Origin of the sequence: Leclercia sp. UBA1284 (genome assembly GCF_002308415.1) — a bacterium.
Classification (GTDB): Bacteria; Pseudomonadota; Gammaproteobacteria; order Enterobacterales; family Enterobacteriaceae; genus Enterobacter; species Enterobacter pneumoniae.
Genome location: NZ_DBUS01000009.1, coordinates 348,839 through 363,585 on the forward strand (window position 1 = coordinate 348,839; position 14,747 = coordinate 363,585).

General features: G+C 55.4%; 15 protein-coding genes. 11 read left to right on the forward strand and 4 right to left on the reverse strand.

Features of this window, described 5'->3' with window-relative positions; translation table 11 throughout:
- Positions 1–2: 2 nt before the first annotated feature.
- The 5 genes from ubiI to B3511_RS20285 all read left to right on the forward strand — a co-directional run bounded on the left by ubiI (position 3) and on the right by B3511_RS20285 (position 6,949).
- Positions 3–1,205, forward strand: coding sequence for an FAD-dependent 2-octaprenylphenol hydroxylase (gene ubiI / locus B3511_RS20265; RefSeq protein WP_286791439.1), 1,203 nt, complete (start codon positions 3–5; stop codon positions 1,203–1,205).
- 428 nt (positions 1,206–1,633) lie between these two features.
- The gene (gene gcvT, locus B3511_RS20270; protein WP_207292362.1) at positions 1,634–2,728 is read left to right on the forward strand and encodes a glycine cleavage system aminomethyltransferase GcvT; all 1,095 of its coding nucleotides are present in this window, start codon (positions 1,634–1,636) and stop codon (positions 2,726–2,728) included.
- A gap of 23 nt (positions 2,729–2,751) precedes the next feature.
- The gene (gene gcvH / locus B3511_RS20275) at positions 2,752–3,141 is read left to right on the forward strand and encodes a glycine cleavage system protein GcvH (RefSeq protein ID WP_286791440.1); all 390 of its coding nucleotides are present in this window, start codon (positions 2,752–2,754) and stop codon (positions 3,139–3,141) included.
- A 125-nt stretch (positions 3,142–3,266) separates the two neighbouring features.
- The gene (gcvP, locus tag B3511_RS20280; RefSeq protein ID WP_286791441.1) at positions 3,267–6,140 is read left to right on the forward strand and encodes an aminomethyl-transferring glycine dehydrogenase; all 2,874 of its coding nucleotides are present in this window, start codon (positions 3,267–3,269) and stop codon (positions 6,138–6,140) included.
- Between the two features lie 65 nt (positions 6,141–6,205).
- Positions 6,206–6,949: an SDR family oxidoreductase gene (locus B3511_RS20285; RefSeq protein ID WP_286791442.1), complete on the forward strand. Its 744-nt coding sequence runs from the start codon at positions 6,206–6,208 to the stop codon at positions 6,947–6,949.
- 40 nt (positions 6,950–6,989) lie between these two features.
- Here the strand turns inward: B3511_RS20285 and B3511_RS20290 are convergent, their stop codons facing one another.
- Positions 6,990–8,423 (reverse strand): 6-phospho-beta-glucosidase, encoded by a 1,434-nt coding sequence (locus B3511_RS20290; RefSeq protein ID WP_207292360.1) that lies wholly within the window; start codon positions 8,421–8,423, stop codon positions 6,990–6,992.
- 115 nt (positions 8,424–8,538) lie between these two features.
- A complete protein-coding gene (locus tag B3511_RS20295) occupies positions 8,539–9,270 on the reverse strand; it encodes a MurR/RpiR family transcriptional regulator (protein ID WP_286791484.1) in 732 nt (243 codons plus the stop codon).
- Between the two features lie 52 nt (positions 9,271–9,322).
- Here B3511_RS20295 and yqfB point away from each other — a divergent pair, with 52 nt between their 5' ends.
- Positions 9,323–9,634, forward strand: a complete 312-nt coding sequence (gene yqfB, locus B3511_RS20300) for a N(4)-acetylcytidine aminohydrolase (protein ID WP_286791443.1) — start codon at positions 9,323–9,325, stop codon at positions 9,632–9,634.
- A gap of 164 nt (positions 9,635–9,798) precedes the next feature.
- Positions 9,799–10,458: a PAQR family membrane homeostasis protein TrhA gene (trhA, locus tag B3511_RS20305; protein WP_040074140.1), complete on the forward strand. Its 660-nt coding sequence runs from the start codon at positions 9,799–9,801 to the stop codon at positions 10,456–10,458.
- Between the two features lie 85 nt (positions 10,459–10,543).
- Here the strand turns inward: trhA and ygfZ are convergent, their stop codons facing one another.
- Complete coding sequence (gene ygfZ, locus B3511_RS20310; protein ID WP_207292359.1) at positions 10,544–11,524, reverse strand: tRNA-modifying protein YgfZ; 981 nt, start codon at positions 11,522–11,524, stop codon at positions 10,544–10,546.
- 291 nt (positions 11,525–11,815) lie between these two features.
- Here ygfZ and sdhE point away from each other — a divergent pair, with 291 nt between their 5' ends.
- Positions 11,816–12,082 carry an FAD assembly factor SdhE gene (sdhE, locus tag B3511_RS20315; RefSeq protein WP_040074142.1) on the forward strand — a complete coding sequence of 89 codons (267 nt, stop codon included), beginning with the start codon at positions 11,816–11,818 and terminating at the stop codon, positions 12,080–12,082.
- The gene (locus B3511_RS20320) at positions 12,063–12,479 is read left to right on the forward strand and encodes a protein YgfX (RefSeq protein WP_046887112.1); all 417 of its coding nucleotides are present in this window, start codon (positions 12,063–12,065) and stop codon (positions 12,477–12,479) included. Before sdhE ends, B3511_RS20320 begins: the two co-directional genes overlap by 20 nt.
- A gap of 4 nt (positions 12,480–12,483) precedes the next feature.
- Here B3511_RS20320 and fldB read toward each other — a convergent pair whose 3' ends face one another.
- Entirely contained in the window at positions 12,484–13,005 is a 522-nt protein-coding gene (gene fldB, locus B3511_RS20325) for a flavodoxin FldB (RefSeq protein WP_286791444.1), read from the reverse strand.
- Between the two features lie 102 nt (positions 13,006–13,107).
- On the opposite strand from fldB, the gene xerD reads away from it, so the two are divergent.
- Both xerD and dsbC read left to right on the forward strand, forming a co-directional pair.
- Positions 13,108–14,004 (forward strand): site-specific tyrosine recombinase XerD, encoded by an 897-nt coding sequence (gene xerD / locus B3511_RS20330; RefSeq protein WP_040074146.1) that lies wholly within the window; start codon positions 13,108–13,110, stop codon positions 14,002–14,004.
- A 25-nt stretch (positions 14,005–14,029) separates the two neighbouring features.
- The gene (gene dsbC, locus B3511_RS20335; protein WP_040074147.1) at positions 14,030–14,743 is read left to right on the forward strand and encodes a bifunctional protein-disulfide isomerase/oxidoreductase DsbC; all 714 of its coding nucleotides are present in this window, start codon (positions 14,030–14,032) and stop codon (positions 14,741–14,743) included.
- The last annotated feature ends 4 nt before the right edge of the window (positions 14,744–14,747 follow it).

Sequence of the window (14,747 nt, forward strand, 5' to 3'; positions counted from 1 at the left end):
AAGTGCAGAATGTTGATGTTGCCATTGTCGGTGGTGGGATGGTTGGGCTGGCGTTAGCCTGTGGCTTACAGGGTAGCGGCCTGCGCGTGGCGGTACTCGAACAGCAGCCGCCTCAGCCCATAGCCGCCGATGCGGCACCCGAATTGCGCGTGTCGGCCATCAATGCCGCCAGCGAAAAGCTGCTTACCCGCCTTGGCGTCTGGTCTGATATCGTTGCGCGCCGCGCCAGTTGCTATCACGGTATGGAAGTGTGGGAGAAAGACAGCTTCGGTCACATTGCCTTTGATGACGAGAGCCTGGGCTATAGCCATCTCGGCCACATTGTTGAAAATGCAGTGATTCACCAGGCGCTGTGGCAAAAAGCTGAACAGTGCAGCGATGTCACGCTGCTGGCGCCGGCGCAAATCCAGCAGGTAGCCTGGGGAGAAAATGAGGCGTTTCTCACCCTGCAAAGCGGCGACATGCTCACGGCACGCCTGATGGTGGGGGCCGATGGCGCCAACTCCTGGCTGCGTAACAAAGCCGATATCCCCCTGACCTGGTGGGACTACCATCACCATGCGCTGGTAGCGACAATCCGCACCGCAGAGCCGCATCAGGCCGTGGCGCGGCAGATTTTCCACAATGACGGCATTCTGGCCTTTTTACCGCTCAGCGATCCTCATCTCTGTTCGATCGTCTGGTCGCTCTCTCCCGATGCGGCACAGGCCATGCGCGATGCTACACCAGAGGCCTTTAACCAGGCGCTTTGCGTGGCGTTTGATAACCGCCTGGGGCTCTGCAGCGTCGAAAGCGAACGTGTTGTCTTCCCGCTGACGGGGCGTTATGCCCGCCAGTTTGCCGCGCATCGTCTGGCGCTGGTGGGGGATGCTGCCCACACCATTCATCCGCTGGCCGGGCAGGGGGTCAACCTCGGCTTTATGGATGCCGCGGAGCTGGTTGCTGAATTGCGTCGTCTGCATCAGCAGGGCAAAGACATTGGCCAGCATCTCTATCTGCGCCGCTATGAGCGCAGCCGCAAACATAGCGCCGCCATGATGCTGGCAGGGATGCAGGGTTTTCGCGAGCTCTTTGCCGGTGCTAACCCGGCCAAAAAATTGCTGCGCGACCTGGGCCTGATGCTGGCCGATACCCTTCCGGGCGTGAAACCCCAACTTTTACGCCAGGCAATGGGTCTGAACGACCTGCCGGACTGGCTGCGCTAAATAAGACCCCCGTCACACTTTCCTTTCCCGGCCTGCTGGCCGGGTGTTTCTCCTCGTTTGAAATAATCTAATTTCACCCGCTTTTTCGCATTAATAAAACTAATGTGGTGATTTTTATGTTGCGGAAAATCATCCCGTTTTTCCAGATTAAATATCATTTTTAACAGAATGCGGCGGGTGTGATGCTGGATTTGTGCGGCCTGTATCGCATAATTCTAGTGAATAACTCTGTAGGCTTTCGGCACCTTTTTGGTCATAAGCTAATGTGATGGCCCATTTTCGCTTATGGTTTGCTGCCGTTTTCGGTGGTAAGTTCAGGTCAAAGAGAACGTTTGCGTCGACATCCAGGAGTGGTGCCGATGCCGGGTTTCGTGGGGATAAAACCGCATGAAACGCAAAGATAGCCCTGCTTATTCAACGAGGAAAAGATGGCTCAACAGACTCCTTTGTACGAACAGCACACGTTATGTGGCGCGCGCATGGTGGATTTCCATGGCTGGATGATGCCGCTGCACTACGGCTCACAAATTGATGAGCACCACGCCGTGCGCACCGATGCCGGCATGTTCGACGTTTCCCACATGACCATTGTCGATCTGCACGGCAGCCGCACCCGGGAGTTTTTACGTTATCTGCTGGCCAACGACGTCGCCAAACTGAAGACGCCGGGAAAAGCGCTCTATACCGGCATGCTCAATGCCTCCGGCGGCGTGATTGATGACCTCATCGTCTATTACTTCACTGAAGATTTCTTCCGCCTCGTTGTAAACTCCGCCACCCGCGAAAAAGACCTCTCCTGGATTACCCAACACGCCGAACCTTACGCCATCGATATCACCGTCCGTGACGATCTGTCGCTGATTGCCGTTCAGGGGCCGAATGCCCAGGCGAAAGCCGCGACGCTGTTTAGCGATGAGCAGCGTAACGCCACCGAAGGCATGAAGCCGTTCTTTGGCGTGCAGGCAGGCGACCTGTTCATTGCCACCACCGGTTACACCGGCGAGGCGGGTTATGAAATTGCCATGCCTAACGAGAAAGCCGCTGATTTCTGGCGTGCGCTGGTAGAAGCCGGCGTGAAACCGGCAGGCCTGGGGGCGCGCGATACGCTGCGTCTGGAAGCCGGTATGAATTTATATGGCCAGGAGATGGACGAAGGCGTCTCTCCGCTGGCTGCGAATATGGGCTGGACCATTGCCTGGGAACCGGCTGACCGTGACTTTATCGGTCGCGAAGCGCTGGAGATGCAGCGTGAGAAGGGCACCGAACAGCTGGTTGGCCTGGTCATGAAAGACAAAGGCGTGCTGCGCGGTGAACTGCCGGTGCGCTTCACCGATGCCGATGGCAATCATCGCGAAGGGGTGATCACCAGCGGCACCTTCTCGCCGACCCTGGGCTACAGCATTGCGCTGGCACGCGTACCGGCGGGCATCGGTGAAACTGCCGTTGTACAGATCCGCAATCGCGAGATGCCGGTTGCCGTCACTAAACCGATTTTTGTTCGCGCCGGTAAGCCGGTCGTCTAATTATTTTTATCAGGAGAACTTCAATGAGCAATGTGCCAGCAGAACTGAAATACAGCAAAGAACACGAGTGGCTGCGCAAAGAGGCGGACGGCACTTACACGGTAGGCATCACCGAGCATGCGCAAGAGCTGCTGGGTGACATGGTCTTTGTTGACCTGCCGGAAGTGGGCGCGACCGTTAGCGCAGGCGATGACTGTGCGGTGGCAGAGTCTGTGAAAGCCGCTTCTGACATCTACGCGCCGGTTGGCGGCGAAATCGTTGCCGTGAATGACGCGCTGAGCGACTCCCCGGAACTGGTAAACAGCGAGCCTTACGCGGGCGGCTGGATCTTTAAAATCAAAGCCAGCAATGAAGCGGAAGTTGCCGCGCTGCTGGATGCCACCGCGTACGAAGCACTGTTAGAAGACGAGTAAGCCTTTTCCCTCTTCCCTTTGGGGAGAGGGTAGGGTGAGGGGAACAGACAACACCCTCACCCCAGCCCTCTCCCTCAGGGAGAGGGAGAATACACATTCACTGCACGTTTCAGGAACCATCGCTCATGACACAGACTTTAAGCCAGCTTGAAAATCGTGGCGCCTTTATTGAACGTCACATCGGGCCGGATGCTCAGCAACAGCAGGAGATGCTGAACACGGTTGGCGCAGATTCATTAAACGCCCTGATCGGCCAGATCGTGCCAAAAGACATCCAGCTTGCCACACCGCCGCAGGTAGGCGAAGCCACGACGGAGTTTGCCGCGCTGGCGGAGCTGAAGGCGATTGCCGGCCTTAACAAGCGCTTTAAGTCTTACATTGGCATGGGCTACACCCCGGTACAGCTGCCGCCGGTTATTCTGCGCAATATGCTGGAAAATCCGGGCTGGTACACCGCCTATACGCCGTATCAGCCGGAAGTCTCTCAGGGCCGTCTGGAAGCGCTGCTGAACTTCCAGCAGGTAACGCTGGATCTGACGGGGCTGGATATTGCTTCTGCCTCACTGCTGGATGAAGCCACCGCCGCTGCCGAAGCCATGGCAATGGCAAAACGCGTCAGCAAACTGAAGGGCGCAAACCGCTTCTTCGTCGCGGCCGATATCCATCCGCAAACTCTGGACGTAGTACGTACCCGTGCGGAAACCTTCGGGTTTGATGTCATTGTGGATGATGCCGAAAAGGTGAAGGATCATCAGGATGTCTTTGGCGTGCTGTTGCAGCAGGTGGGCACCACCGGTGAAGTCCACGATTACAGCGATCTTATTGCTGAGCTGAAAGCCCGTAAAATCGTGGTCAGCGTAGCGGCCGATTTTATGTCGCTGGTACTGCTCACGGCGCCGGGTAAACAGGGGGCGGACATCGTCTTCGGCTCTGCCCAGCGCTTTGGCGTTCCGATGGGCTACGGTGGCCCGCACGCGGCCTTCTTTGCCGCAAAAGATGAATTCAAACGCTCCATGCCGGGCCGTATTATCGGCGTCTCTAAAGATGCGGCCGGTAATACCGCGCTGCGCATGGCGATGCAGACGCGCGAGCAGCATATCCGCCGCGAGAAAGCGAACTCCAACATCTGTACCTCTCAGGTACTGCTGGCCAACATCGCCAGCCTGTATGCCGTCTTCCATGGCCCGGTTGGCCTGAAGCGCATTGCTTCCCGCATTCATCGCTTCGCCGATATTTTGGCGACGGGTCTGCAGCAAAAAGGGCAAAAGCTGCGTCACGCCCACTTCTTCGACACCCTGTGTGTCGAGGTTGCCGACAAGGCCGCCGTGCTGGCGCGCGCCGAGGCCGCAGAGATTAACCTGCGCAGCGACATCCTGAACGCGGTGGGTATTACGCTGAACGAAACCACGACCCGCGACGATGTTGCGGTGCTGTTCGATGTCCTGCTGGGTGCAGACCATGGCCTGAACATCGACACGCTGGATAAAGAGGTGGCGCACGATAGCCGCTCCATCCAGGAAAGCATGCTGCGTAACGACGACATCCTGACCCATCCGGTCTTTAACCGTTACCACAGCGAAACGGAGATGATGCGTTATATGCACTCTCTGGAGCGCAAAGATCTGGCGCTGAACCAGGCGATGATCCCGCTGGGGTCATGCACCATGAAGCTCAACGCCGCGGCCGAGATGATCCCGATCACCTGGCCGGAATTCGCCGAGCTGCACCCGTTCTGCCCGGCAGATCAGGCGGAAGGTTACCACCAGATGATCAACCAGCTCTCTGACTGGCTGGTGAAGCTGACCGGCTACGACGCGCTCTGCATGCAGCCGAACTCCGGCGCACAGGGGGAATACGCGGGCCTGCTGGCGATTCGTCACTATCATGAAAGCCGCAACGAAGGGCATCGCGATATCTGCCTGATCCCAAGCTCCGCGCACGGCACCAACCCAGCCTCTGCTCAGATGGCGGGTATGGAAGTGGTGGTGGTCGCTTGCGATAAGAACGGCAACATTGATCTTGCGGATCTGCGGGCGAAAGCCGAGCAGACCGGTGACAAGCTCTCCTGCATCATGGTCACTTACCCGTCCACTCACGGTGTGTACGAAGAGACTATCCGCGAAGTCTGCGAAATCGTCCACCAGTATGGCGGCCAGGTTTACCTGGATGGCGCAAACATGAATGCCCAGGTGGGTATCACGACCCCAGGCTTTATCGGCGCGGACGTCTCCCACCTGAACCTGCATAAAACCTTCTGCATCCCACACGGTGGCGGCGGACCAGGTATGGGGCCGATTGGCGTGAAAGCGCACCTGGCGCCGTTTGTTCCGGGCCATAGCGTGGTGCAGATCGAAGGCATGCTGACCCGTCAGGGCGCGGTCTCTGCGGCACCGTTTGGCAGCGCTTCTATCCTGCCAATCAGCTGGATGTATATCCGCATGATGGGTGCCGAAGGGCTGAAGCAGGCAAGCCAGGTCGCCATCCTCAACGCGAACTACATTGCGACGCGTCTGAAAGATGCCTATCCGGTGCTCTACACGGGCCGTGATGGCCGCGTAGCACACGAGTGCATTCTGGATATCCGTCCGCTGAAAGAAGAGACCGGCATCAGCGAACTGGATATTGCTAAACGTCTGATCGACTACGGCTTCCACGCGCCAACCATGTCCTTCCCGGTTGCCGGAACCCTTATGGTTGAGCCGACCGAGTCTGAAAGCAAAGTCGAGCTGGACCGCTTTATCGATGCGATGCTGGCGATCCGCAGTGAGATTGACCGCGTGAAATCGGGTGAGTGGACGCTTACCGATAACCCACTGGTAAATGCCCCGCATACCCAGAACGAACTGGTGGCGGAGTGGAACCACGGTTACACCCGCGAACTGGCGGTCTTCCCGGCGGGTGTGGCAAACAAATACTGGCCGACGGTTAAACGTCTGGACGATGTCTACGGCGACCGGAATCTGTTCTGCTCTTGCGTGCCGATGAGCGAATACCAGTAACCCCCCACTGATTAACAAACCGGGTAAGCGCATGCGCTACCCGGTTTTTTTTTAAGGAGTGAACAATGGCAATCGCACTGGTTACCGGCGCCAGCCGGGGGATTGGCAAAGCTACCGCGCTGCAGCTGGCCCGTGAAGGTTATACCGTGGCGGTTAACTACCATCACAACATCCACGCCGCCACGCAGGTCATTAATGCCATACAGGACGCAGGCGGCAGGGCATTTGCATTGCGCGCCGATATCAGCGATGAAGCGCAGGTGCTGGCAATGTTTGAAAGTCTCGATCGTGAAGGAGAACCGCTCACCGCCCTGGTCAATAATGCCGGCATTCTGTTTGAACAGAGCACGATTGAGAATCTCTCTGCCGAGCGCATTAATCGGGTGCTGGCGACCAACGTCACCGGCTATTTCCTCTGCTGCCGTGAGGCGGTCAAACGCATGGCGCACAACCACGGGGGTAGAGGCGGGGCGATTGTGAACGTCTCTTCCGCCGCCTCTCGCCTTGGTGCACCGGGCGAGTATGTGGATTATGCCGCGTCGAAAGGGGCCGTGGATTCGCTGACCACCGGCTTATCGCTGGAAGTGGCAGCGCAGGGGATCCGCGTGAACTGCGTGCGTCCGGGGCTGATTTACACCGATATTCATGCTTCTGGCGGTGAGCCGGGGCGTGTCGATCGGGTGAAGTCGATGTTGCCGATGCAGCGCGGCGGGCAGCCGGAAGAGGTGGCACAGGCGATTGTCTGGCTGCTGAGCGAGAAGGCGTCGTACGTGACGGGCAGTTTTCTTGAATTAGCGGGCGGGAAATAGAACCTCTCCCCGCAGGGGAGAGGCCATGTGCCCGTGGGGCTTAAAGCGTTTCGCCGTTACTGGCGATGACGGTTTTATACCACTCAAAGCTCTTCTTACGGGAGCGCGACATGTCGCCCGTACCGTCGTCGTGCTTGTTCACATAGATAAAGCCGTAACGCTTGCTGTATTGACCCGTGGTGAACGACACACAGTCGATGCAGCCCCACGGGGTATAGCCCATCAGATCTACACCATCGTAGGTGACGGCTTTTATCATCTCTTCAACGTGGGCGCGCAGATAGTCGATGCGGTAGTCATCGTTGATGCTGCCGTCCTCTTCCACTTTATCGTAGGCGCCGAACCCGTTTTCCACGATGAACAGCGGTTTCTGATAGCGTTCATACAGCTCGCAGAGCGCGTAGCGCAGGCCCACCGGATCAATCTGCCACCCCCAGTCAGAGGCTTTGACGTGCGGGTTCGGCACGCTACCTTCGAAGCCGGAAATTGCATCGCCGGTACCGCCCTCTGCCTTCACGGCGTTGGTCATGTAGTAGCTAAAGCCTAAATAGTCGCAGGTGCCTTCGCGCAGGATCTGCTCGTCGCCCGCTTCCATATTGATAGAGAAGCCGCGACGTTCCCACTCGTTCAGCACGTAAGACGGGTAGTAGCCGCGCAGCTGAACATCGGTAAAGACATAACGCTCGCGCATGGATTCCTGGGCATACATCACGTCTTCTGGCTTGCAGGAGAACGGATAGAGCGCCACCATCGCCAGCATGCAGCCGACTTTCATCTCCGGGTTAATGCGACGCGCGGCCTTCACCGCCAGGGCGCTGGCCACGAACTGGTGATGCAGCACCTGGTACATGGTCTCTTCCGGATTAGCATGCTCGGTATAGACCACGCCGGAGCAGCAGTAGCCAAACAGCGGCGCACGCCAGTTTCGCTGGTTGTTGATTTCGTTAAAGGTCATCCAGTATTTGACCTTATTTTTGTAGCGCTCGAAGACCACTTCAGAGAAGCGCACAAAGAAATCGACCACTTTACGGTTGGTCCAGCCGCCGTATTCCTGCACCAGATGCAGCGGCATTTCGAAGTGGGAGAGGGTGATCACCGGCTCGATGTTGTACTTCAGCATCTCATCGAACATCTCATCGTAGAACTTCAGCCCTTCTTCGTTTGGCTGGGTTTCATCCCCTTTCGGGAAGATACGGGTCCAGGCGATGGAGGTGCGGAAACATTTGAAACCCATTTCGGCAAACAGCTTAATGTCTTCTTTATAGTGGCCGTAAAAATCGACCGCCTCATGGTTCGGATAGTATTTCCCCGGCACCACTTGCTGGGTGATTTCACGCGGTACGCCATGGGCACCGCCGGTCAGCACGTCACAAATGCTCGGCCCTTTGCCGCCTTTGTTCCAGCCGCCTTCGACCTGATGCGCCGCAACCGCGCCGCCCCATAAAAAGTCTTTTGGTAAGGTGAGTTTTTTCATCTTTGCTAATCTCGTTAATTACGTTCTGTTTTCGAGTCTAACAAAGGGGAATTAAAAGTCACGATATAACAATTCGCGCTAAATGTGATTTGTTACATCAAAAAAACAGGATGTTTTATTCTGTCAGTTTCTTCGCCAGTTTACGGCCTAAAGATTCCAGAATATAAATCACCGGGATCTGAGTGGTAATATCGTAGACGCCGCCGATGCGCGTTTGAGGCACATGCCAGGAGAGATTAAAGTCGGCCAGCTTCGCCAGGCGAGAGTGCTCGTGACTGGTAATGGAGAGTACCTTGCAGTGATGCAGGCTGAACTGGCTGGCGAAGCGCAGGATCTCTTCGGTTTCGCCCGAGACAGAGAGGACAATAGCCAGAGCGTTTTTAGCCATATCGTTAGTGACGGGGAAATAAGGATCGTCGATATGGTTGCTGAATTTTCCGATATTTGAGAAAAAGCGTGCGCCATATTTTGCCAGGGAGCCAGAGGTGCCCGCGCCGACAAATATAATTCGTTCCGAAGATAAAATAATATCTACAGCCTTGTCGAGCAGGGCATCAAACTCTTCGTTATTGACACCTTTAAAGAAGCTGATAATTTCGCTGGCGCCAAAATTAGCTTGTTGAGGTTCGTTCTGCTCTAAATAGAGTTTAAAGCGTACCCGAAATTCAGAATAACCTTCACAGTTAAGCTTGCGGCAAAAACGCAGCACGGTGGTCGTGGACACGCCCGCGGCATCTGCCAGCTCGCGAATGGTCATATACATGACTTTGTCGCGGTTTTTGATGACAAAGTTGTAGACCATCATCTCCAGATTATTGAGACTGGCAATCGCGGCGTGGGTGAACATACTCACTGTGGCAAAACTCTCATCGCAGACGTCATCGTTAAGGAATCATACCATGCAGCCAAACGACATCACTTTTTTTCAACGCTTTCAGGATGACATTCTGGCCGGGCGTAAGACCATTACCCTTCGCGATAAAAGCGAGTCGCATTTTAAAACAGGTGATATTTTGCGCGTTGGCCGCTATGAAGATGATGGCTATTTCTGCACCATCAAGGTGACCGGCACCGCGACCGTGACGCTGGATACGCTTGATGAACAACATGCCCGACAAGAAAACATGAACTTGTCTGAGCTAAAGCAGGTCATCACCGACATCTATCCCGGGCAGACGCAGTTTTATCTCATTGAATTTGAATGTCTTTAAAGTAGAGTGAACAGCTGTGCGGTGAGGTTTATATGTAACAATATGATAAATATAACTTATCTGAAAATCAGACTTTATTTTAGCTAACAGGTGTTCACTGGAATCATTCTCAGTTAGCATAGTCTGGCGATACGTTATTTTTTTATGTTCTCCTGGAGACCTCTATGGTTAATAAACCATTACTCGCACAGGGATATTCACTGGCTGAGGAGATAGCCAACAGCATCAGCCACGGCATCGGCCTCGTCTTTGGTATTGTCGGTCTGGTGTTGCTGCTGGTGCAGGCGGTGGATGCTAACGCCAGTGCGATGGCTATCACCAGCTACAGTTTATACGGCGGAAGCATGATTTTGCTGTTTCTGGCCTCCACGCTTTATCACGCTATTCCACACCAGCGAGCCAAGATCTGGCTGAAGAAATTCGACCACTGCGCCATCTATCTGTTGATTGCCGGCACCTATACACCTTTCCTGCTGGTGGGGCTGGGTTCTCCGCTTGCGCGTGGGTTAATGATTGTTATCTGGAGTCTGGCGCTGCTGGGCATCCTGTTTAAACTGACCATCGCTCACCGCTTCAAAGTTCTGTCACTGGTCACCTATCTGACCATGGGCTGGCTGTCGCTGATTGTGGTCTATCAGCTGGCGGTGAAACTGTCGGCAGGCGGCGTGACCTTGCTTGCGGTAGGGGGCGTAATCTATTCGCTAGGGGTTATTTTCTACGTCTGCAAACGCATCCCTTACAACCACGCTATCTGGCACGGCTTCGTGCTGGGGGGAAGTGTCTGTCACTTCCTGGCGATTTATTTATATGTGGGGCAGGTGTAACCGCAGTGCGGCGCGCTCGCTCTCATAACAAAAAACGGTAACCTTCGGGTTACCGTTTTTTTTACTCGCCGTCTGGCAGAAACTATTACTCTTCCAGAGAGTAAGGCAGCGGTTCGATGCTTAATGTGTTGGCGTCATCACGTACACGGAACACGCTGTCTGGCTCCATATCGTTATTCATCACGACCTGCACCAGCAGGCGGCCATCATCAAGCTGAACGGCGGCCAGAACTGTACCAGTGCGGCGCCAGTTATCACCCATCTTCATTTCAAGGTCTTCGCCGGCTTCCGGAACGCGGCTGGCGGTGCCCGCCAGATACCAGAGCGCGCGTTTATTCGCGCCACGGAACTTCGCCCGCGCCACCATCTCCTGGCCGGTATAGCACCCTTTTTTGAAGCTGATGCCACCCAGCGCCTGCAAATTCGTGGCCTGCGGAATAAATTGCCCACTGTTGGCGCTATCGATGACGGGCACACCGGCTTCAATGTTCAACGCCAGCCACTGCTGGCTGCCGTTCAGCTGCGCTTCGCCGCGCAGCGCTTCGGTCAGGCGCTCGGCCGTGGCGACGTCGGTGACCAGCAGGAAGCGTTCTGCCGGGTGTTCAAACCATAAAATAGACGTAACGCCATCGGTGGTCAGCGGTTTGCTGGCATCCGGCAGCTCTGCAAACTGATTCGTCAGGGCAGCACGCGCCTGGAAGCCGGCTACGCCCAGCAGTACGACCTCGTCGTCCGGCGAAAAAGTAACTTTGGAGAAGACCGCGTATTTTTTTAGCTCAGTCAGCTGAGCATCGCGCAGGTTGCGGCGCTCGATAAAAGCAAAGCCCTCGCCGCGACGGAACAGGCGCAGGTTACTCCACATTTTACCTTTTGCATCGCAGTGAGCCGCAAGCAGATGCTGGTGCTCCGTCAGTTGACCCACATCCGCAGTCACCTGGCCCTGCAGATATTTTTCGCTATCCGGGCCGGTAACGGAAACCAGCGCCCAGTCATCGAGGGTGATCAGCGTCAGCGGCAGACGCGCAGAGGCGACAGGCTGGCGCGGAGAGAAAGGGGTAAATGCCATAGTGATGTCCTGATTTGCTTAACGCTTTATTGATGCCTAATGGTAAAAGAGACTGTAGTCAATGCAAGCGGTTTCAACAGGCTATTCGTGCCTTCAACGCGTTCTGCGAAAGGTTACGCAAGAGCGTGCGAGCCGCTTCAGTTTTGCCTCTGTTTTCTGCGCAGCCTCTTCCTATGCGTAATATTCCAGTAAAGAATCGACAGAAAACACGTTACACTAGATTTTGCCTCACGCAGGGAAAACTCTGGCGTGGAGCAGTGTCTGAACCCAACGTTATGCAGGAAAAATGACATGGATATTAATAATAAAGCCCGCATTCACTGGGCATGCCGTCGCGGTATGCGTGAACTCGACATCTCCATCATGCCGTTCTTCGAACATGAATACGACAGCCTGAGCGATGAAGACAAACAGCTGTTTATCCGCCTGCTGGAGTGTGACGATCCAGATTTATTCAACTGGCTGATGAATCATGGCGAACCAGCCGACAGCGAGCTGCAACGGATGGTGCTTTTAATTCAAACACGGAATCGGGAACGTGGTCCTGTGGCAATCTGATTTACGCGTCTCGTGGCGCTCACAGTGGATGTCTCTTTTACTCCACGGGTTGGTTGCGGCCGCCATTCTGTTAATGCCATGGCCGCTGAGCTATACCCCGCTCTGGCTGCTACTTCTCTCGTTGGTGGTCTTTGACAGCGTTCGAAGCCAGCGGCGTATCAACGCCCGTCAGGGTGAAATCAAACTGTTTATGGATTCCCGCCTGCGCTGGCAGGGGAAAGAGTGGGAGATCGTCGGCTCGCCGTGGATGATTAACGCCGGCATGATGCTGCGTCTGCGTGCAAGCGAAGAGCAGCGCTGCCACCATTTATGGGTATCGGCGGATAGCATGGATGAAGGCGAGTGGCGAGACCTGCGTCGGATGATTGCTCAGCAACAGCCGACGCAAGGACGGTAGCGATTTAGCTAAACTGCTCTGCCATTTCGCCGAGGATCTGCTCGCACCAGTTTTGCAGCCGCTCTTCGCTTAGGTCGTACTGGTTGGTTTCATCAAGGGCCAGACCGACAAACAGCTGCCCTTCTGCGGTGATAGGTTTCTTACTGGTAAACTCGTAGCCTTCCGTCGGCCAGTAGCCGATAAAGGTCACCCCTTTTGGCGCGAGTTTATCGTGCAGCATGCCCAGCGCATCCAGGAACCATTCGCCGTAACCCAGCTGGTCGCCCATGCCGTACATCGCAATAATTTTGCCGTCCAGGTTCAGAGAGTCCAGCTGATCCCACACCGTTTCCCAGTCCTCCTGCAGTTCGCCAAAGTCCCAGGTTGGAATGCCGAGGATCAGCACGTCGTACTGCTCCATAAGGGCCGGCGCATCGTCTTTGAGGTTATGGAGGGTGACCAGCTCAGGGCCGATAATGTCGCGAATTTTTTCAGCAGCCATTTCGGTATAGCAGGTGCTGGAACCATAAAACAGACCAATATTCATCGCTAAAATGTCTCAATACTTGCTTTGACGTTGCGAACTAGTGTACCAGAAACGATACGCCTTCAGGCATAATGCACCGACAGCAGAACTAAAGGGGCGGAAGTGGAAAAGGATCTCGCACTCATCGAACAATTTCTCGACGCGCTCTGGCTTGAGAAGAATCTGGCTGAAAATACCCTCAGTGCTTATCGGCGCGATTTGACGATGCTGGCGGCGTGGCTGCATCATCACGATCGCGAACTGGCGACTGCGCAAAGCGACGATTTGCAGGCCCTGCTTGCCGAGCGCGTGGAGGGGGGATACAAAGCTACCAGCTCCGCGCGGCTGCTCAGCGCTGTGCGTCGGCTGTTTCAATATCTTTATCGCGAGAAAATTCGCCCGGACGATCCCAGCGCCTCGCTGGCGTCGCCTAAGCTGCCCCAACGCCTGCCCAAAGATCTGAGCGAAGCGCAAGTTGAGCGATTATTACAGGCACCCGTTGTTGACCAGCCGCTGGAGTTACGCGATAAAGCGATGCTTGAAGTGTTGTATGCGACAGGTCTGCGCGTCTCTGAGCTGGTCGGGCTGACGATGAGCGATATCAGCCTGCGTCAGGGTGTAGTGCGGGTGATCGGTAAAGGGAATAAAGAGCGTCTGGTTCCGCTGGGCGAAGAGGCGGTGTACTGGCTGGAAAACTGGCTTGAGCACGGTCGCCCCTGGCTGCTGAACGGCGTCTCTAACGATGTGCTGTTTCCCAGCCAGCGCGCCCAGCAAATGACGCGGCAAACCTTCTGGCATCGCATCAAACATTACGCCACACTGGCAGGCATCGACAGTGAAAAACTGTCACCGCACGTTCTGCGTCACGCCTTTGCAACGCATCTGTTAAACCACGGGGCCGATTTGCGCGTGGTGCAGATGTTGCTTGGTCATAGCGATCTTTCCACGACGCAAATCTATACGCACGTCGCCACGGAACGCTTGCGGCAGCTACATCAACAGCACCACCCACGCGCGTGAGTGCCGAATTGTTTAAGGAAGGATTATGAAAAAGTCTTTAGCGCTGTTCACTCTGCTGGCAGCTTCGTTATCGGGTTTGGCACATGCAGATGATGCAGCGATTAAACAGTCGCTGGCTAAGCTTGGCGTCACCAGCAGCGACATTCAGCCTGCGCCCATTGCCGGAATGAAAACCGTCATGACCAGCGGCGGCGTGCTGTACGTCACCGAAGATGGCAAACATTTCCTTCAGGGGCCGCTGTACGATGTGAGCGGCGCGCAGCCGGTGAATATCACCAACCAGATGCTGATGAAAAACCTGAATGCGCTGGAAAAAGAGATGATCATCTACAAAGCGCCGCAGGAAAAACATGTTATCACCGTCTTCACCGACATCACCTGCGGCTACTGCCACAAGCTGCATGAAGAGATGAAAGACTACAACGCGCTGGGGATCACCGTGCGTTATCTGGCCTTCCCGCGCGCGGGCGTCCAGAGCCAGCCAGAACAGGATATGAAAGCCATCTGGTGTGCGAAAGATCGCAACAAAGCCTTTGATGACGCCATGAGCGGCAAAGGCATTCAGCCGGCCTCTTGCGATATCGATATCGCGAATCACTATGCGCTGGGCGTTCAGTTCGGTGTGACCGGCACCCCGGCCATTGTGCTGAATAACGGCTACGTAGTGCCGGGTTATCAGGGGCCGAAAGAGATGAAAGCCTTCCTTGATGCACACCAGAAACAGTTTGGCGGTAAATAATTCG